The sequence below is a fragment of the Intrasporangium flavum genome, from assembly GCF_001956915.1.
Lineage (GTDB): Bacteria > Actinomycetota > Actinomycetes > Actinomycetales > Dermatophilaceae > Monashia > Monashia flava.
The window spans coordinates 35,410-53,418 of sequence record NZ_MLJO01000027.1 but is presented as its reverse complement, the minus strand read 5'-3'; the positions used below and the strand labels follow the sequence as shown (position 1 = coordinate 53,418).

The window sequence follows — 18,009 nt, the reverse complement described above, 5'->3', positions numbered from 1 at the left end:
CCGAAGCACCGCGAACGTCACGAGAGGTACAGGGCCGGCCGACAGGGGTGGCCTGAGAAGCAGAGACTTCCCGACGTACTCGGGGGAACACGGCAAAGGAGAAGGTCATGGCTTGGCTCGGAATGAACGACGATGAGGTCAACGCCCAGGGCAACGTCCTGCAGCAGCAGGCTGAGGCCATCCAGAAGCTCATCACGAAGGTCGACCAGGAGGTCGAGTCCCTCAAGCAGAACTGGCAGGGCGACGACTCCAAGCAGTTCGAGCAGGAGTGGACGGGCACGCACCGTCCCGAGCTCCAGAAGGCTCAGAAGCTGCTCACCGAGATGAAGACGACGATCGACCACGAGGTCCAGCAGCAGCGCCAGACCTCGTCGCAGTACTGATCGCCCACCACTCATCCACGCAACGCAGACTTCTGAAGGGGAACTGACATGGCTGTTTACAAGAAGGGTATGAACGCCGACGCGGTGTCCGCGTCCGGTGACAAGCTCGTCGGCTACAAGGGCGAGCTCGACGGCATCGTCGAGGCCGTCAACAGCGCCGTCTCGCAGATCAAGAGCAACTGGGGCGGCTCGGACGCCGACCGCTTCCAGAGCGACTGGCACGGCCAGCGCCAGGTCGTCTCGGCCGCCGGCGACAAGCTCGACGCGATGGGCAAGAAGTGCAAGACCAACGCCGAGTCGCAGAAGAGCACGTCGGCCAAGTGAGCCGGCACCGGCGGGCGTCCTGACGTCCGTCGGCACCACGATCCACCGAAGGGTGGTCGTCCTTTCAGGGGAGGGACGGCCGCCCTTCGGCGTGTCCGGGGCCCGCCGCCGGTCGCGACCGGGCTGCAGGGATGTGGGCCGTCTCACGTCCGGGCGGCACGAATTGGTGTTCTGGTGGCCCCAGCCCGTAGATTCTTCGTCAAGAAAGCATCAACGCCGAAGTTTCTCCGGACAGGAGGCCCCTCTGTGAGCCTGTTCCCCTCCGTGGCCGTCGTCGCCGACCGGCCCGCCCTCACCGACGCCCTCACGTCGGGCCTGACGCACCGCGGCTGCCCCGTGGCGGCCCCCGAGGCTGCCGACGTCCTCGTCGTCGACGCCGCCCGCGCCGCCGACGCGTCCGTGGCCGACGCGCTCGCCGCCGGCCGCGGTGTCGTCGTCCTCGGAGCCCCCGCTGCCGGCGCCGTGGCCGGCGTCGCGCCCCATGCATCGGCGACCCCCACGGGCCCGGTCGTCTCCGCGATCCGCGTCGAGCGCGACACCGAGGTGGGCGAGGACCTCCTGGCCCGCGTCGACCTCTCGGCCCTGGCCGTCACCGGCGCCCTCGACCTCGAGGCCCCGGCGCGCCCGCTGCTGCTCGCCGGTGGCCTGCCGGTCGCCGCCGTGCGCACCGACGCCGACGCCGGGGGTCGCCTCGTCGTTCTCGCCGTCGACGCGTCCGCCGCCTCCGCCGAGGCGGGGGAGCGGGCGCTGGCCGACCTCGTCCACAACGCCGTGTCGCACGTCGCGCCGCGCCCCGAGCGTCGCGCCGCCGTCGCGAAGCACCCGCTCGTCGAGACCGACGCCTGGGCCGGCCTCAAGGCCGCCGTCACCGACCTGCGCGCGCTGCAGGCCTCCGACGGCTCGGTGCCCGACACCGCCGACCACGCCGCGGCCGCCGCGCACGTCGGCCGCGTCGTCACCGGCATCCAGGGCCTGGCGCCGCACCTGCCGCACGACGCCGACTACCTCGAGGCGCTCGTCAAGGACTTCGGCCGCTGGGCCGACGGTGGCTTCGAGGTGCCCGACTTCTACGACTCGCTCGTCGCGTTCGCCCCGGCGCAGCACCGCCAGGACGGCCTGCCGCACCTCGTCGTCTTCCCGATGTACACCCAGAACGGCAACCCGCACCGCCAGGTCGAGGCCGTCCTGCTCGAGGTGATCTGGCCCGACTTCGTCGCCGACCTCGAGGGCGGCGACTACTCCAACGCGCTCTTCCTGCCGATCCGCTTCCTCGACTTCACCGAGGGCTATGACACGAACTCGGCGGTGCTCTTCCCCGAGACCGTCGCGATGCGCGAGGTGCCGGCCTTCACGTGGGGCGGCATCTTCGCCGACCGCGAGGCGGCCCGCTTCCGCCGCGTCATCTCCGAGGCCGCGTCGGTGACCCGCCTGTCGCTGCCGCCGGACGCCGCGCGCCTGCTCGCCGACCAGCAGCTGGCCGAGCACACCTTCGTCATGTGGGACCTCATCCACGACCGCACCCACATGCACGGCGACCTGCCGTTCGACCCCTTCATGATCAAGCAGCGGATGCCGTACTTCCTCTACTCGCTCGAGGAGCTGCGCTGCGACCTCACCGCGTTCCGCGAGGCCGTCGCGCTCGAGGCCCAGGGCCACCCGTACGCGCGCCTCGTGCAGTACGCGGTGCTCTTCGACCGGATCTTCCGCTTCGCCATCACCGGCGACCGCACCCGCAACTACGACGGCCTCGGCGGCCAGCTGCTCTTCGCGTGGCTGCACCAGAACGGCGTCCTGCACTGGACCGACAACCGCCTCACCGTGGAGTGGGAGAACGTCGCCGAGCCGGTGCTCGAGCTCGGGCGGGCGGTCGAGGAGCTCTACTGGAAGTCGATCGACCGGCCCAAGGTCGCGCACTGGATCGCCGCCTACGACCTCGTCGCGTCGGTGCTGACGCCGCACCCGCTCTCGGCGTGGGCGCGCCACCGCGACGGCGACCTAGCGGCGCTCCCGCTCGACGGGCCGCCGAAGGGCCTCACCGACCAGGTGCTGCCCGACGAGTTCCCGCTGTCGATGTTCTACGAGGCGCTCGCCAAGAAGATGAAGGGCGTCGTCGAGTCGACGTCCGGCATCACCGGGGCGAGCGCGTGACGAGCGACGGGCCCCGCGAGGGGCACCGGGTCGTCGTCGTCACCGGAGCCACCGGGGGGACCGGCCGCGCGACGTGCGTCGCGCTGGCCGAGCGGGGCGAGCGCGTCGTCGCGGTCGGTCGCGACGACGCCTCGCTCGCCTCGCTGGCGGCCGAGGTCGGGTCGGACCTGCTCGCCACGCGCGTCTGCGACCTGCTCGACGGTGACGCCGTGCGGTCGCTCGCTGCCGACCTCGTCGAGACGTACGGCGGCGTCGACGCGCTCTTCCACCTCGTCGGTGGCTGGCGCGGCGGCAAGGCCTTCACCGAGTCCACCGACGACGACTGGGCCTGGCTCTCGGGCAACCTCGTCGACACCCTGCGCCACACGACGCTGGCGCTGCACGACGCGCTGGCCGCCTCCGGCCGCGGACGCGTGGCCATCGTCAGCGCGGCCGCCGCGTCGACGCCGACCGCGGGCAACGCCGCCTACGCGGCGGCGAAGGCGGCAGCCGAGACGTGGATCGCCTCGCTCGCCGACTCGTTCGCGTCGGACGACGTGACCCCCGGTTCGGCGGCGACCGTCGGTGTGGTGAAGTGGATCGGCGACGGCAAGACGGCCACGAGGCCCGCCGAGCTGGCGGACTGGCTCGTGAGCCTGCTCGACCGCGAGGCGACCGCCCTCAACGGGGCGCGCGCCGAGCTGTGGCCGGGCGCCGAGCGGGCCTGAGCCGCCGGGTTCCCCGCCCCGTCCACCCACCTGACCGAGTGACGAAGAGGACCGCGTGACCACCCTGCACGACACTGCGAAGCGCGGCTTCGCCTCGGACAACTACGCCGGCCTGCACCCCGAGGTGCTCGCCGCGCTCGCCGCCGCGAACGGCGGCCACGAGATCGCCTACGGCGAGGACGCGTACACCGCACGCCTCCAGGAGGTCGTCGCCGGGCACGTCGGCACGGCCGCCACGACGTGGCCGGTCTTCAACGGCACCGGCGCCAACGTCGTGGCGCTGCAGGCGCTGCTGCCGCGGTGGGGCGCCGTCGTGTGCGCCGAGACCGCGCACATCAACACCGACGAGAACGGCGCGCCAGAGCGGATGGGCGGCATCAAGCTGCTCACCGTGCCGACGCCGGACGGCAAGCTGACGCCCGAGCTCATCGACCGGCAGGCGTGGGGTTTCGGCGACGAGCACCGCGCCCAGCCGCTCGTCGTCTCGATCACCCAGACCACCGAGCTGGGCACGTGCTACACGCCCGAGGAGGTGCGGGCCATCACCGAGCACGCCCACTCGCTCGGCATGCGCGTCCACCTCGACGGTGCCCGCATCGCCAACGCCGCGGCCACGCTCGGCACCGACCTGTCCGCCTTCACCGGCGACGCCGGCGTCGACGTGCTCAGCCTCGGCGGCACGAAGAACGGCGCGCTCGCGGCCGAGGCCGTCGTCGTCGTGGACCCCGAGCTCGCGGCCGACCCGCGCCTCGGCCTGATCCACGTGCGCAAGCTGTCGATGCAGCTCGCCTCGAAGATGCGCTTCGTATCGGCGCAGCTGCTCGCCCTCTACGACGGCGACCTGTGGCAGCGCTCGGCCTCGCACGCCAACGCCATGGCCACGCGCCTGGCCGCCGGCGTCGAGCCGCTCGGGGGCGTCGCGATCCAGCGGCCGGTGGAGGCCAACGCCGTGTTCGCGGTGCTCGACCGCGACGTCGCGAACGCCCTGCGCGAGCGGTTCCGGTTCTACGACTGGGACCCGGCCACCGGCGAGGTGCGCTGGATGTGCTCGTGGGACACGACCGAGGCCGACGTCGACGAGTTCATCGCCGAGCTGACCCGACTGCTCCGCGGCTGACACGGGCGCCTGACACCGGCGTCTGGGAGGCTGCGCCCATGAACCAGGGGCGCGCGGCAGCGGCGGACCACGACATCCCCGGCGGGTACGCGTCGGTGCGCGACGCCTACGACACCGTCGCCGGCGACTACGCCGCGTACTTCCCGGACACGTGGGCCGAGACCTCCCTCGACCTCGCCATGGTCGACGCCTTCGTCGCGGCGGTGGGCGAGGGCGCCGAGGTGCTCGACGCCGGGTGCGGCGCCGGTCGGATGAGCCGCTACCTCGCCGACCGGGGCCTGCGACCGCGGGGCCTCGACCTGTCGCCCGGCATGGTGGCGATGGCCCGCCGGGACCACCCGGACCTTGCGTTCGGCGTCGCCTCGCTCGACGCGCTCCCGCTGGCCGACGCGTCGGTCGACGGCGTCCTGCTCTGGTACTCGGTCATCCACACGCCGCCCTCGGGCCTGCACCGGTTGCTCGCCGAGGCGGTCCGCGTGTGCCGTCCCGGTGGCCACCTGCTCGTCGCCAGCCAGTCGGGCCTCGGCGTGCGCGACGTCGCTCCCAGCTACCGCCGCTTCGGCCACGACATCGTCCTCGAGCGCCACCTGCACACGGCCGACGACCTCGCCGATGGGCTCGCGGCGGCCGGCGCCGCCGAGGTGGCGCGGCTCGTGCGACGTGCCACGGCCACCGAGCGCGACGACCAGGCCGCGGTGCTCGCCCAACGCGCCTGACTCCGGCGACCGGCAACGCGACAAGGGTGGCCACCCCCAGCGGGGTGGCCACCCTTGTCGTGCAGTCGTTTCGGGCCCTGGTCCGTCGGCGGTCAGGCCGGGGCGGTCGTGTACCGCAGGTAGGGCCGGACCTCCTCGACGGCGTCGGCACCGAAGCGCTCACGGGCGTCGGCGGTCGACAGCGTCGGGGCGACGATGACCCGCTGGCCCTCGCGCCAGTCGGCCGGCGTCGAGAAGGGGCCGCTGTCGGTGAGCTGGAGCGCGTCGACGGCGCGGACGATCTCGTCGAAGTTGCGCCCGACGCTCTTGGGGTAGGTGAGGCTGAGGCGCACCTTGTTCGCCGGGTCGACGACGAAGACCGAGCGGACGCTCGAGGTGTCGCCCTCGCCGGGGTGGATCATGCCGTAGAGCTCGGAGACGGTGCGGTCCTCGTCGCCGATGATCGGGTAGGCCACGGACGCGCCGCCGACCTCCTCGATGTCGCCCTTCCACTCGTCGTGCCTGTCGGTCGGGTCGACCGACACGGCGAGCACCTTGACGTTGCGCCGGGACCACTCCTCCTCGAGCGCGGCGACGCGGCCGAGCTCGGTGGTGCACACGGGTGTGAAGTCGGCCGGGTGGCTGAAGAGGACGGCCCAGCTGCCGTCCTTCCAGTCGTGGAAGCTGATCGGGCCCTCGGTCGTGTCGGCGGTGAAGTCGGGGGCGACGTCGCCCAGTCGCGGTGATGCCATGGCTCGTCCTCTCGCGGTCGGGCGCACTCCACGCCCCGGATTGCGAGCCATTGTGTGCACGAAACCATGCGTGACGTTATGGGTGTCCAAATGTTGTGACGCGCAGGGGGGATGGCGGGTCGCGGGTCGCGCGTCAGTGGTGCTCGAGGTCGACGACGACGGGCAGGTGGTCCGAGGGCACCGGCTCGAGCCCGGTCACGTCGACGACCTGGGCGCCGGTCGAGGTGAGGTCGGGCGTCGTCAGCACCCAGTCGATGTGCGGGCCGCCGGGCTGTGCGGGCCCGAGGCCGCTGAACGTGCCGGGCGTCGCGTCGGTGACGTGCGGTGCGACGGCGTCGACGAGCCCGGCCTGGGCCAGGGCGGTGTAGGGCTCCGACGCGCGGGCCGGCGCGTTGAAGTCGCCCAGGACCACGCTCGGGTCGTGGCCGAGGCTGCCGCCGAGCAGGCGCGCCCCCTCGAGGCGGGCCTGCTCGCTGACGTGGTCGAGGTGGGCGTTGACGAACGTGTACGCGGTGCCGTCGCCGGCGTCGCGCAGCCGGACCGTCGTCGCCGTCCGCGGGAACGCCGCGCCCCAGGCCGTCGAGCCCGGCACGTCGGGGCGCTCCGAGAGCCACCACGTGCGCCACGACAGCAGGTCGAACCGCGCCGTGTCGTAGACGACCGCGGTGAACTCGTCGTTGCGCGCCCCGAGCCGGCCCTCGCCGAGCCAGGCGTACCGGCTCGGCAGGTGCGAGGCGAGGTCGTCGAGCATGTGGGCCGAGGCCTCCTGCGTGCCGAGCAGGTGCGGCGCCTGCTCCTCGATGACCGACACGACCCCCGCGAGCCGGTCGGGCCAGTGCGGCGGCTCGAGGGCGTTCTCGGTGCGGAGGTTCCACGTCATGACGCGCATCGTCCGATCCTGCCCCACGGCGCCGCTTCCCGACAGCGCCGCCCGGGGCGAGGGTCACCGGCGGACCCAGCGGTGTGGGATGCTCACGCCCCGTGAGCCCTTCCCCGAACGGCGAGGACACGCCGCCCTCCTCGCCCTCCCAGCCGCCGCACGACGCGAGCGGCCCCCAGGTCCCGCCGGCTCCCGCCGGGTCGCCGTTCACGGCCCCCGGTCCGGGGCCGGACGCGTCGTGGAGCGGCCACTCGCTCCCCGGCACCACGGCCGTCGACGCGTCGGGGTCGCCGGACGCCTACGCGTCCTTCCCCGAGCCGCCCACGGCGTCCTCTCCCGTGACCTACGCGGGGTCGTACGCGGGGTCGTACGCCGGGCCGTACGCAGGGCCGGTTCCGGGCGGCGCGGGCCACGACCAGCGCGAGCACCGCCCCGGTACGAACGGCCTGGCCATCGCCGCGCTCTGCTGCGGCATCGCCGGCTTCGTGCCCTTCGCCTCAATCGTCGCCATCGTGCTCGGCATCGTGGCGCTCAACCAGCTCAAGAAGGTCGTGCAGGACGGCCGGGGCATGGCGGTCGCGGGCATCGTCCTCGGATCCCTGTGGATCGTCGGTTTCGGGGCCCTCATCGCGATCGGCATCGCCACCGACTCTGGCGACTCGACCGCCTCTGGCAGCTCGAAGAGCTCGACCCCGACGGCGCCCGCGGCTCACGTCGCGACGATCGACGAGCTCAGGGCGGGCGACTGCTTCGACGGCGGCGCCATCGTCGACAGCCACGACGTCGGCGACGTCACCGTGGTGCCGTGCACGAGCCCGCACACGAGCCAGGTCATCACCGTCTTCGAGCTGCCCGCGGGCCGCTACCCGGGCGAGGACAAGGTGGTCGCCGCTGCCGAGAAGGGCTGTTCGGAGAAGGCCGACCCCCTCGTGCGCGAGGACCGCATGACGCAGGTCGAGCCGTACTACATCTACCCGTCGGACGCGTGGACCTGGGCGCACAGCCGGGCCATCCAGTGCACGGCCGACGCCACGTCGGGCAAGGTCACCGGCAGCGTCCTGAAGTAGTCGCGGTACAGGGCCCGCGAACCGGCCCGGCGGGGCGCCTCGTGTGCCATGCTCCCGGCTCGTGAGCCCTTCGTCGCCGAACGGGGAGGACTCGAACGCCTCCCGGTCCTTCCAGCTGCCGCCACCACCTGCCTCCGACGGCTTCGGCGTGCCCGCACCCGTGGCACCCCCGTCCTACCCGCCGCCCGCGGCCCCGCCGTACGACGTGGGCTACCCCGCCGCGCCCACCCCGCCGCCCGGCCTCGACGACCGCGAGCACCGGCCCGGGACCAACGGTCTGGCCATCGCGGCACTGTGCTGCGGCATCGCCGGCTTCGTGCCGTTCGCGTCCTTCGTGGCGGTCGCCCTCGGGATCGTGGCGCTCAGCCAGCTGCGACGCGTCGTGCAGGCCGGGCGGGGGATGGCGATCGCCGGCATCGTGCTCGGGTCGCTGTGGATCCTCGGCATCCTCGCCTTCATCGTCTTCGCCGTGGCCAGCACCCCGGACCGCGACGCGTCGACGGGTGCCCTGAACCCCGACCAGCAGGTCGGCCTGTCCGACCTGGTGCCGGGTGACTGCTTCGACGGCCTGCCCACCATCGACGACGCCCAGCTGTCGGAGGTGACCAGCGCCTCCTGCGACCAGCCGCACGAGGCCCAGGTGGTCGCCTCGGTCACGCTGCCCGAGGGACCGTGGCCCGGTCGCGAGGACGCGGCCCTGCGCGCCGAGTCGATGTGCAGCACCTCGATCCGGTCGCGCGTGCAGGTCGCCGACATCGACCGGGTCAGCCTGGTGTACGTCTACCCGAGCACCCCGTCCCAGTGGAGGCAGAGCCGGAGCGCGATGTGCGTGCTCGTCGACCCCGACGGCGGCCACCTGACCCACTCGGTCCTCAACCCGGCCTGACACGGCATGACGGCACGAGGCCCCCTCCCGGTGGGAGGGGGCCTCGTCGTTCACGCGTCGGGCGCGGGGGGCAGAGTCGCTGGGTCAGCGGGGCTCCTCGCCGCGGATGAACGCCTCGAGCTTCTGGCGGCCGATCGTGTCCTCGCGCTGCTCCGGCGGGGACTTCATGAGGTAGGACGACGCCGACAGGAGGGCGCCGCCGATGCCGCGGTCCTTGGCGATCTTCGCCGCGCGGATGGCGTCGATGATGATGCCGGCCGAGTTGGGGGAGTCCCACACCTCGAGCTTGTACTCGAGGTTCAGCGGCACGTCGCCGAAGGCGCGACCCTCGAGGCGGACGTAGGCCCACTTGCGGTCGTCGAGCCACGCGACGTAGTCCGACGGGCCGATGTGGACGTTGCGGTCGTCCTTCTTGCCGGCGAGCGGGCCGGTGAGGTTGCTCGTGACGGCCTGGGTCTTGGAGACCTTCTTGGACTCGAGACGCTCGCGCTCGAGCATGTTCTTGAAGTCCATGTTGCCGCCGACGTTGAGCTGGTACGTGCGGTCGAGCACGACGCCGCGGTCCTCGAAGAGCTTGGCCATGACGCGGTGCGTGATCGTCGCGCCGACCTGGCTCTTGATGTCGTCACCGATGATCGGCACGCCGGCGGCCTCGAACTTCGCGGCCCACTCGGGGTCGGAGGCGATGAAGACCGGCAGGGCGTTGACGAAGGCGACGCCCGCGTCGATGGCGCACTGCGCGTAGAACTTGTCGGCCTGCTCCGAGCCCACCGGGAGGTAGGAGACGAGCACGTCGACCTTCGCGTCCTTGAGGGCCGCGACGACGTCGACCGGCTCGGCGCCCGACTCGTCGATCGTCAGCTTGTAGTACTTGCCGAGACCGTCGAGGGTGTGGCCGCGCTGGACCGTGACGCCCGTGGTGGGCACGTCGGCGATCTTGATGGTGTTGTTCTCGGAGGCGTTGATGGCCTCGGAGAGGTCCTTGCCGACCTTCTTGTCGTCGACGTCGAAGGCAGCGACGAACTCGACGTCCTTGACGTGGTACTCGCCGAACTGCACGTGCATGAGGCCGGGGACGGTGCCGGTGGCGTCAGCGTCCTTGTAGTACTCGACGCCCTGCACGAGCGAGCTCGCGCAGTTGCCGACGCCGACGATGGCGACGCGTACGGATCCCATGGATCACTCCTTGTTGTCGGTGGTGCTCGGGGTTGAGCTCGGGGTGGTGCTCGTGGTGGTGCTGGGGGTGGTGCTGGTGGAGTCGGGGGTGGCCTGCGGGTCGTCGAACGCCGACGGGCCGGGGTCGAGGGCCGCGCGCCGTTCAGCGACGATGAGCTCCTCGAGCCAGCGGACCTCGCGCTCGGCCCGCTCCTCGCCGTGCTGCTGCAGGGCGAGGGTGTAGCTGTCCATCCGCTCGCGGTTGCGGGCGGACGCGTCGCGCACGTTGGCGAGCCGCTCCTCGAGCCGGGAGCGCCGGCCCTCGAGGATGCGCAGGCGCACCTGGGCCTCGGTGCGGGAGAAGAAGGCGAACCGCACGTCGAAGTCGTCGTCGTCCCAGGCGTCGGGGCCGGAGGCGGCGACGAGGTCCTGGAAGTGCTCCTTGCCGTCGGCCGTCAGCTCGTAGGTGATGCGCGGGCGGCGGCCGGAGCCGGACGCGGGCTCCTCGGTCTCGTGGATCCAGCCGGACTCGACGAGGTGGCGCAGGGCCGGGTAGAGCGAGCCGTAGGACAGCGCCCGGAAGATGCCGAGCGCCGTGGTCAGGCGCTTGCGCAGCTCGTAGCCGTGCAACGGGCCGTCGTGCAGGAGCCCGAGCACGGCGAACTCGAGCAGCGCGGCTCGGCGGCTCGTCGGACGCGAGGACTTCGGCACGAGCGCCACTGTACACCGCAGATATATCGGCGCGATACATCTGCGCGACGCATCATCGCGACACCTAACCGTCGACGCCGGGTCAGGGCCGGGTCAGCGCTCCGGGAGGTAGAGGGCGAGCAGGGCCGTGCCGGCCGGGGACCGGCCCTCGATCCGCAGGCCCACGCTGCCTGCGGGCCGTGCTCCCTGCGGGATCGTCTGCAGGCCCCCGGCCGTGGCTCCGGCCTGCTGGTCGAGCCCCGTCACGTAGACGGTTCCCGGGTCGGACGAGGCGTCCCAGCTGGTCGACCCCGCCGTCACGAGGAAGGGCACGCCCGCGGGCGTCGACAGGCGGGGCAGCCGTGCGGCGGCAGCCGGCCCCGATGCCGTGTCGGCGAGGCGGTAGCGGTAACCCTGGTGCTCCAGCACCCCGGGCAGCGAGGCCACGGCGTGACCGGATGCGTCGACGACCGGCACCTGGTCGCCGAGCGAGTACACGGCCCCGGTCAGCTGCGCTCCCTCGACGGTCGCCGGCTTCTTGGTCCGCGCATCGACGAGCTGGACCCGCAGGCTGGCGGCCCGGCCCACGCTCAGGTCGGACCAGCCCTGTCCGGCCTCGCCCGGGATGGCGCCGCCCGCGGGCAGGTCGCGCTCCGACGGCAGCTCACCCTGGCACTGGGTGCCGAAGAAGCCGGGCGTGCCCTCGAGGCCCACGGTGACCATGTAGGCCCCGGCCTGATCGTGGGTCAGGCCCGGCAGGAAGCACTCCGAGCCGATCGCCACGTGGGTGGTCGTGGGGTCCCAGGCGAGCGTGAACTGCCCCTGCCCGACGTCGCCGATGAACCCGGCGCTGAGCGTGTCGTCGCCGACCCGGGCCCGGTAGCGCAGGCCGTTCTTGACGACGTCGCCCGGGCCGTCCGGGACGGTGCGGTAGGGCAGGCCGTCCGAGCCGATCATGGGCGCGGTGCTCGTCGCGCTCGCCGAGGGACCCGCAGGGACGGTCGGGGCCGGGCGTCCGAGGTCGGTCGCGACGCCGACGGCCAGGGCCGCGACGGCGAGGGTGGCCGCGGCGCCGGTGGCCGCGCGGCGGCGCTTCGTGCGGCGGACCCGGGTGGCGACGCCGGCGCGGAAGTCGGGCGCGGGCCCGAGGTCGTCGGCGTGCTGGGCCAGCTCGTCGCGGAGGTCGGTGAGGTTCATCGGGCACTCTCCTCGGCGGAGTCGGTTCGCAGGCTGGGGTCGATGCGCAGCTTGGCGAGCGCTCGGCTCGCCTGGCTCTTCACGGTGCCGACCGAGCACTGCATGATCTCGGCGGTCTCGGCCTCGGAGAGGTCCTCGTAGAAGCGGAGCACGACGACGGCGCGCTGCCGCTTGGGCAGCCGCTCCAGCGCCCGCCACAGGTCGGTCCGGTCATCGACGCGGACGCTCTCGCCGCGTCGGGGGTCCTGGTTTCCGGAGCTCTCGGGCAGGTCGGCCGTCGCCTGCTCGCCGTTCCAGCGGCGCCGCCACCAGCTCGAGTAGGTGTTGACCATGATCCGGCGCACGTACGCCTCGGGTCGGGTCTCGATGCGGGCCCAGGCGAACCACGCCTTGGTGAGGGAGGCCTGCACGAGGTCCTCGGCGAGGCCGCGGTCGTGGGTCAGCAGGTAGGCGGTGCGCAGCAGCGCGCTCGACCGCGCCTCGACGAAGGCGTCGAACTCCTGCCGGTCCACGGCGCCCCCTGCACGGCTCGTGAGTCGCGGCGGGACGGCGTCGGGCCCGCCTGCGAGGTCCAGTGTGGTCGTCACACCTGCCATGACCGGCTGGACCCGCCGGGAGGTTGCACGCGATCTGCGCGTTTCCTCGACGCGCACGCGAGGAGGGCGCGCGCCGCCTGTGCGGTGCTCCCCGGCGCGCGCCCTCCGGTTCGGGTGTCGGGTGGGGCGGTGGGGTCAGGCCAGGGTGGTGCAGAGGTTCTCGGCGCTGCCCGCCGGCCCGAGGGTGAACGAGCGCGTGCCGTCGGCGTGGAACGTGACGCCGGTGCCGTGGCCGGACAGGACGTAGATGCCGGTGCCGGGCGTGCTGCCGGGCGGCATCGTCGCGGCGAACGGGCCGTGCTGGGAGGTGAGCGAGAGCGGTGACCCGTCGGCGGCGAAGACGTAGGTGCCGGTGCCGCCGAGGTCGCGCACGACGGACGCGCCCGAGGTGAGGTTGGTGAAGCGGATCGTCAGGTCGCCGCGCCACACCTGCTCGCGCGGCGATCCGTCGGGCCAGGTTGCCGTGGTGCGGTACTCCTCGGCCTGGCTCACGACGTCCTCGCGGACGTCGAAGCCGCACGTGGAGCGTGCCGCCGGGACGACGAAGCTGCTCTCCTCGACGTACGGCGTCCACGGGGTGTCGGCGCTCGCCGTGCCCGCCGAGGCGACGACGGCCGCGGCGGAGAGGGCGGTGGCTGCTGCGGTGGCCGCTGCGACGGTCGTTGCGACGGTCGTTGCGACGGGGTGCCGCGACGGGGCGCGGCCGGCGGTACGGGGGCGGGTGGGGGTGGTCGTGCGGCGGTGCATCGGATCTCCTAACCACTCAATCGCATTCCAGTGGTTAGCAGTCAAGGGGTTCGTGGCGCGACGGGTCAAGGCCCGGCCGGCGACCGTGACCCGTCCGAGACCTGGCGGACCCCGACCCCGCGCCTACTGCACGACGAGCGTCAGCACGACGCTGTGGCTGGCGCCACCGCCGGTGCCGGTCACGGTGACCGTGTACGTGCCGCGCCGCGTCGTCGTCGACGGCCTGACGTCGAGGCGCGAGGTGCCCGGCGCCGTGACCGGGTTGACGGTCCACGCGGACGTCGCGCCCGCCGGCAGCAGCGACCGCGACAGGGTGACGCCGCCGGTGAACCCGCCGACCGAGCCGACGCTGAGGGGGTAGCTCGCCGTCTGGCCACGCTTGACGGTCCGCGAGGTGGGCGCGGCCGTCAGCGTGAAGTCGGGCACCGCGGTCACGACGAGGGTCGCGGTGGCGGTGCGCGTCAGCCCGCCGCCGGAGGCCGTGACGGTGAGCGGGTAGGTGCCCGGCACGGTTCCGGTGCCCGTGGCGACCGACAGCGTCGAGCCCCAGGCTCCCGGGCCGAGCACGGCAGGGGAGAAGGTGCCGGTCGCGCCGCCGGGCAGGCCGGCGACCGACAGCGACGTCGCCGCCGCGAACCCGCCCGTGGGCGTCGCCGTCACGCTGAAGGCCACGCCGCCGCCGGCTCGCGTCGTGGTCGAGGCGGGGCTGAGCGCCAGGGCGAGGTCCGGCGTCGGTGCCGGAGCGGCGGCGGCCCACGCGTCGGCCGCGGGTACGTCGACGCGCCCGGCGCCGTAGCGGTCGTCGGCTCCCGCGGTGCCGAGGTCGTGCGCGGTCGCGAGGAGGCCCTGCTCGAGCGTCGAGCCGGGCAGGCCCGGGTGCGCGCCGAGCAGCAGGGCCAGCGCGCCCGTCACGTGCGGCGCGGCGACCGACGTGCCCGACGCGTACGTGTAGGAGTCGTAGCGGTCGGCGACGAGCACCGAGACGCCCGGGGCGACGACGTCGGGGAACACGCGGGTGCGGCCGCCGCACGTCGACGGGCCCGAGCTCGAGCCCGACCAGATGGCGTCGGTGGTCGACACCGCGCCGACCGACAGCGACTCGGGGTAGTTGGCGGGGCTGGCGCTCGTCGACGCGGACGGGCCGAAGTTGCCCGCCGCGAAGACCGGCACGATCCCGGCGGCGCGCAGGGCGCGGACGTCCGGCTGCAACGACAGGTCGCACCCCGGCCCGGCGCCGAGGACCCACGAGGCGTTGACGACGCGCGGCGCGTCGGCCGTCGACGGGTCGTGGTCCGGGTCGAGGACCCACTGGAAGGCCTGGTGGATCGCGGTGGCGCTCGCGGCACCGCGGTCGTCGAAGACCCGCGCCGCGATCCACGACGCCCCGGGGGCCGTGCCGTACGACGTGCCGGCGCCGTCGCCGCCGACGACGAGGCCGGTCGTCGCGGTGCCGTGCCCGCTGAGGTCGGCGGGCGTCGAGTGCTGGCCGTACGGGTCGAACCAGCTGTTCGTGCCGCCGCGCCACCGGGCCGCGAGGTCGGGGTTGCTCGTGTCGACGCCGCTGTCGAGGGTCGCGACGACGACGCCCTGGCCGGTTTGGCCGGCGCCCCACAGCGTCGGTGCCCCGACGGCGGTGAGGTTCGGCTCCGCCGGCGCCGCGACGGGAGTGACGGTGACGGCGTCCGGGGTCACGGAGGCGACGTCCGGCCGTGCGGCGAGCTCGCGCAGCGCACCCGGTGACGCCGTGACGGCGACGGCGTCGGTGACCCAGAGCGGCGTCACGTCCGCGACGTCACCGGTCGCGGCGAGCTGGCGCAGCCGGGTGAGCAGCGGGGCCTGGTACGTCGCCGCGTCGGCCTGCAGTCGCCGTAGGACCAGGGCGAGGCGTCCGGCGCGGCCGGGAGCGGGCAGCGTCGAGAGGTCGGTGCGGGCGCGCAGCGTGACGAGGACGCGGACGTGCCCCGATGCCGTGACGCTTTGGGATCCGCTCTGGGAACCGACCCGGGAGCCGCCCTGGGAGCCAACGGGACTCGCGGCTCCCGCGGTCGTCGGGGCCACGAGGAGCGCGCCGCCGAGGGTGACGGCCCCGAGCGCGGCGAGGGCGGCGGACCGGCGGGTGCGCTGGGTGCGCTGGGTGCGCTGGGTTCGGTGGGTGGAGGTCATGGGGTCATCGCCTTCTCGAGGTGCTCGTCCCCGGTGCCCGGGCCGGGTTCCGCGCCACCGACTCCCGCGGGGGGTGACCAGTGGGAGGGGGAGTCGGTGGCGCGGTGTCGGCGCCGCACGGCGACGACGGTCGCGAGGCCGAGGAGCATCGCGACGGCAAGGCCGCTCGTGACCAGCTCGAGCGGGGTGGCGGCCCCGGCCGTGGCCGTGGACCCCGGGACGAGGACGACGGAGTCGGGGCGCCCGGACCGGTGCACGACGACGGCGGCGGTCCAGTCGGCGCTCTCCGGCACGGGCGCGGAGGCCTCCCAGCGTCCGGGCTCGACGGCCCGCAGGGTGATGCTGCCGGCGGGGGCGAGCCCCACCTCGACACCCGAGGGTGGCGTGGGCAGCGGCCGGACGACGGCCTCGGTGCGCACGACGAGGCGCAGCTGCTCGCCGGTCGGCACGGCCTCGAACGTGACGAAGAGGCCGTCGACGGTGGCACTGTGCGGCGCGGTGACCGCCGAGGCGGCCTGCACCTCGCGCGCCGTCGGCACCGACGTCATGAGGGCGGCCACCGCGACCGCCCCGGCGAGCACGCAGGCCTCGACGGTCACCGTGGTGGCGAGACGGTGCCGACGCGGGCGCCAGCCGGGCCCGAGGCGCAGCACGTCGCCCACCCGGGCGGACACCGCCGGGTTGACGAGCACCGTGTTGTAGCCCGCGAGGACGAGGGCCACGGCGACGAGGAGCAGCTTGGCGAGCACCCCGGTGCCGTAGACGCTGCTGGTTGCCGTCGCGAGCGACCCGACGTGCCGCCCCGCCTCGTAGAGGCCGGTCCCGACGAGCACGACGGTCGATGCCGCGGCGACCGGGCTGAAGGCCCGCCAGGCCCGCGGCGACACCGAGCGCCGGGTCGCGGCGTCCAGGCGCATCAGCGGCACGACGGTGACGACGAGGACGAGCAGACCGCCGGCCCACACCCCCGCCGCGAGCACGTGCAGTGTCGCGGCGACCGCGGCCGGCACCGACCGGGCCGGGAGCGTCGACGCGTGACCGGCGAAGCCGTCGAGCGACGCGGCGACGACGAGTGCTCCAAGGGCCAGCCGGGCGGGGCGCGTCCAGCCTTGCGGCGCAAGGCTGCCCGCCTCGGACCCGCCGTCCCCCGACCGGCGGGTCGCGACGACGAGGCCGACGAGCCCGACCGCGAGGGCGAGGAGCCGCAGCAGCCACAGGACGCCCCACGTGCTGCTGAGGAGGACCTCGCCGACCGCGGCCCAGAGGCGAGCCCCCGGCCCGCTCGACGCCGGCGCGTCGAGGCCGGCCTGCGCGGTGAGCACCGGCACGGCCGCCGCGGCCACGAGGGACATCCCCGCCCCGATCGCCCCGAGGCGCAGCACCCGTCGACGCAGCCGCGCCCCGGTGGCCCCGAGCGCCGAGAGGACCCGGCCGGCGACGGTCAGGGCGCCGAGCGCGAGCAGGGTGCCGCCGAGGTCGCCGAGCCGCGCGAGGACCTGGCCCGCGTCGGGCGCGGCCCCGGAGCCCCCCGCCGGCACGCCGTCGGGACGGAAGCCGGCGCCGAAGACGACGGTGCCGCGCGTCGGGTGGCCATCGGTCGCCACGACCGACCAGGCGATCGTGTACGTGCCCCGCTCGAGCGGCGCCGTGCGCAGGTGGACGACGTCGCCCGACGCGTCGAGCGTGGCGGTCGTCGGGACCGGCGGGGCCGACGCGTCGCTCGGCCGCACGGTGAAGGTGCTGCCGGTCGCGGACACGGGCTCGCCGAACCACAGCGTCAGGCTGGTCCGGCCGGTGGCGACCATGCCGCCGTTCGGGGGGTCGGAGCGCTCGAGGGCGCTGTGGGCCGAGGCCGCGCCCGCGCCGGCGAGCAGCGCGGCGAACGCCAGCAGGGCGGCGACGAGCAGCGGGAGGGTCGGGCGCGCGGCCCGCCGGGCAGCGGGCACACGGCGGGCCGCGGCGGTCATGCGCGGGCCACGACGTGCTCGAGGCGGACGTCGCCGACGATGACGGTGACCTTCGTACCGTCACGCACCGCGTTCTGCGTGTTGGCCATCATGAAGAAGTACGTGCCGCCGAGCTTGAGGTCGGCCTTGTGGTTGTGCGGCCGCGACAGCATGACGAGCGTCGCGCCGGTGTCCTCGGCGACGAGGATCGGGCGCCGGTCGTCCTGGTGCAGCAGCAGGCTCGCCTTGTCGGGGTCGACGACCTGGTAGCGGAACTCGATCATGCCGCCCTGCGCCGTGACCCCGAGGAGCGAGAGCTGGACCCCCGTGGCCGCCGCGAACTCCTGGGCGCTGACGGCCCGGGTGCCGGAGCGCACGTCGTTGGCGGCGTTGACGGCGGTCCGGGTGGCCACGCCGATGCCGATCGCGAGCAGCGCCACGACAACGAGGACGATGACCGCCCGGGCCCGTCGGGGAGGGCGGGCCCGACCGGGGTCGGCGGAGTCGCGCGGGTCCGGTGCGGTGAGGGTGGGGGCGGTCATCGCCTCGCTCCTTC

General features: G+C 74.0%; 18 protein-coding genes. 8 read left to right on the top strand and 10 right to left on the bottom strand.

Translation table 11 applies throughout. The features are described from left to right. Positions 1-107 precede the first annotated feature (107 nt). The 6 genes from BIV28_RS18360 (at position 108) to BIV28_RS18335 (ending at position 5,395) form a co-directional block, all read left to right on the top strand. Positions 108-383, top strand: coding sequence for a WXG100 family type VII secretion target (locus BIV28_RS18360; protein ID WP_083707499.1), 276 nt, complete (start codon positions 108-110; stop codon positions 381-383). 48 nt (positions 384-431) lie between these two features. Then, positions 432-707: a WXG100 family type VII secretion target gene (locus BIV28_RS18355; protein ID WP_207556097.1), complete on the top strand. Its 276-nt coding sequence runs from the start codon at positions 432-434 to the stop codon at positions 705-707. A 771-nt stretch (positions 708-1,478) separates the two neighbouring features. Then, positions 1,479-2,855 (top strand): DUF6421 family protein, encoded by a 1,377-nt coding sequence (locus BIV28_RS18350; RefSeq protein WP_076263991.1) that lies wholly within the window; start codon positions 1,479-1,481, stop codon positions 2,853-2,855. Beyond that, the gene (locus BIV28_RS18345) at positions 2,852-3,562 is read left to right on the top strand and encodes an SDR family oxidoreductase (RefSeq protein ID WP_076263976.1); all 711 of its coding nucleotides are present in this window, start codon (positions 2,852-2,854) and stop codon (positions 3,560-3,562) included. The genes BIV28_RS18350 and BIV28_RS18345 overlap by 4 nt, the downstream gene beginning before the upstream one ends. A 55-nt stretch (positions 3,563-3,617) precedes the next feature. Continuing rightward, the gene (locus BIV28_RS18340) at positions 3,618-4,679 is read left to right on the top strand and encodes a threonine aldolase family protein (RefSeq protein ID WP_076263975.1); all 1,062 of its coding nucleotides are present in this window, start codon (positions 3,618-3,620) and stop codon (positions 4,677-4,679) included. Between the two features lie 38 nt (positions 4,680-4,717). After that, entirely contained in the window at positions 4,718-5,395 is a 678-nt protein-coding gene (locus BIV28_RS18335) for a class I SAM-dependent methyltransferase (protein ID WP_076263974.1), read from the top strand. Between the two features lie 92 nt (positions 5,396-5,487). On the opposite strand, the gene BIV28_RS18330 is transcribed toward BIV28_RS18335, so the two are convergent. Both BIV28_RS18330 and BIV28_RS18325 read right to left on the bottom strand, forming a co-directional pair. After that, positions 5,488-6,126 (bottom strand): peroxiredoxin, encoded by a 639-nt coding sequence (locus BIV28_RS18330; RefSeq protein WP_076263973.1) that lies wholly within the window; start codon positions 6,124-6,126, stop codon positions 5,488-5,490. Between the two features lie 133 nt (positions 6,127-6,259). Next, the gene (locus BIV28_RS18325) at positions 6,260-7,006 is read right to left on the bottom strand and encodes an endonuclease/exonuclease/phosphatase family protein (RefSeq protein ID WP_207556096.1); all 747 of its coding nucleotides are present in this window, start codon (positions 7,004-7,006) and stop codon (positions 6,260-6,262) included. A 101-nt stretch (positions 7,007-7,107) separates the two neighbouring features. On the opposite strand from BIV28_RS18325, the gene BIV28_RS18320 reads away from it, so the two are divergent. Together BIV28_RS18320 and BIV28_RS18315 are read left to right on the top strand one after the other, a co-directional pair. Continuing rightward, positions 7,108-8,073, top strand: a complete 966-nt coding sequence (locus BIV28_RS18320; protein WP_076263971.1) for a DUF4190 domain-containing protein — start codon at positions 7,108-7,110, stop codon at positions 8,071-8,073. 61 nt (positions 8,074-8,134) lie between these two features. Beyond that, complete coding sequence (locus tag BIV28_RS18315; RefSeq protein ID WP_207556095.1) at positions 8,135-8,959, top strand: DUF4190 domain-containing protein; 825 nt, start codon at positions 8,135-8,137, stop codon at positions 8,957-8,959. Positions 8,960-9,043: 84 nt separating this feature from the next. Here the strand turns inward: BIV28_RS18315 and BIV28_RS18310 are convergent, their stop codons facing one another. From BIV28_RS18310 to BIV28_RS18275, 8 genes are all read right to left on the bottom strand, one after another. Next, a complete protein-coding gene (locus BIV28_RS18310) occupies positions 9,044-10,135 on the bottom strand; it encodes an inositol-3-phosphate synthase (RefSeq protein WP_076263969.1) in 1,092 nt (363 codons plus the stop codon). Between the two features lie 3 nt (positions 10,136-10,138). After that, positions 10,139-10,825, bottom strand: a complete 687-nt coding sequence (locus BIV28_RS18305; protein ID WP_076263990.1) for a PadR family transcriptional regulator — start codon at positions 10,823-10,825, stop codon at positions 10,139-10,141. Positions 10,826-10,918: 93 nt separating this feature from the next. Continuing rightward, positions 10,919-12,001: a hypothetical protein gene (locus BIV28_RS18300; protein WP_076263968.1), complete on the bottom strand. Its 1,083-nt coding sequence runs from the start codon at positions 11,999-12,001 to the stop codon at positions 10,919-10,921. Then, on the bottom strand, positions 11,998-12,513 hold the full coding sequence (locus BIV28_RS18295; protein ID WP_076263967.1) for a SigE family RNA polymerase sigma factor: 516 nt from the start codon (positions 12,511-12,513) through the stop codon (positions 11,998-12,000). Before BIV28_RS18295 ends, BIV28_RS18300 begins: the two co-directional genes overlap by 4 nt. Positions 12,514-12,732: 219 nt before the next feature. Next, positions 12,733-13,344 (bottom strand): hypothetical protein, encoded by a 612-nt coding sequence (locus BIV28_RS18290; protein WP_076263966.1) that lies wholly within the window; start codon positions 13,342-13,344, stop codon positions 12,733-12,735. A gap of 123 nt (positions 13,345-13,467) precedes the next feature. Next, entirely contained in the window at positions 13,468-15,507 is a 2,040-nt protein-coding gene (locus BIV28_RS18285) for a S8 family serine peptidase (protein ID WP_076263965.1), read from the bottom strand. Next, positions 15,504-17,474 carry a copper resistance CopC/CopD family protein gene (locus BIV28_RS18280; protein WP_076263964.1) on the bottom strand — a complete coding sequence of 657 codons (1,971 nt, stop codon included), beginning with the start codon at positions 17,472-17,474 and terminating at the stop codon, positions 15,504-15,506. Before BIV28_RS18280 ends, BIV28_RS18285 begins: the two co-directional genes overlap by 4 nt. After that, on the bottom strand, positions 17,471-17,995 hold the full coding sequence (locus BIV28_RS18275) for a hypothetical protein (RefSeq protein WP_076263963.1): 525 nt from the start codon (positions 17,993-17,995) through the stop codon (positions 17,471-17,473). Before BIV28_RS18275 ends, BIV28_RS18280 begins: the two co-directional genes overlap by 4 nt. Positions 17,996-18,009: the final 14 nt, after the last annotated feature.

Excerpts from the sequence above, each read along its gene's own strand:
- BIV28_RS18360 (WP_083707499.1), top strand. The coding sequence starts at position 108 with ATGGCTTGGCTCGGAATGAACGACGATGAGGTCAACGCCCAGGGCAAC.
- BIV28_RS18355 (WP_207556097.1), top strand. The coding sequence starts at position 432 with ATGGCTGTTTACAAGAAGGGTATGAACGCCGACGCGGTGTCCGCGTCC.
- BIV28_RS18335 (WP_076263974.1), top strand. The coding sequence starts at position 4,718 with ATGAACCAGGGGCGCGCGGCAGCGGCGGACCACGACATCCCCGGCGGG.
- BIV28_RS18330 (WP_076263973.1), bottom strand. The coding sequence starts at position 6,126 with ATGGCATCACCGCGACTGGGCGACGTCGCCCCCGACTTCACCGCCGAC.
- BIV28_RS18325 (WP_207556096.1), bottom strand. The coding sequence starts at position 7,006 with ATGACGTGGAACCTCCGCACCGAGAACGCCCTCGAGCCGCCGCACTGG.
- BIV28_RS18310 (WP_076263969.1), bottom strand. The coding sequence starts at position 10,135 with ATGGGATCCGTACGCGTCGCCATCGTCGGCGTCGGCAACTGCGCGAGC.
- BIV28_RS18300 (WP_076263968.1), bottom strand. The coding sequence starts at position 12,001 with ATGAACCTCACCGACCTCCGCGACGAGCTGGCCCAGCACGCCGACGAC.
- BIV28_RS18290 (WP_076263966.1), bottom strand. The coding sequence starts at position 13,344 with ATGCACCGCCGCACGACCACCCCCACCCGCCCCCGTACCGCCGGCCGC.
- BIV28_RS18285 (WP_076263965.1), bottom strand. The coding sequence starts at position 15,507 with ATGACCTCCACCCACCGAACCCAGCGCACCCAGCGCACCCAGCGCACC.
- BIV28_RS18280 (WP_076263964.1), bottom strand. The coding sequence starts at position 17,474 with ATGACCGCCGCGGCCCGCCGTGTGCCCGCTGCCCGGCGGGCCGCGCGC.
- BIV28_RS18275 (WP_076263963.1), bottom strand. The coding sequence starts at position 17,995 with ATGACCGCCCCCACCCTCACCGCACCGGACCCGCGCGACTCCGCCGAC.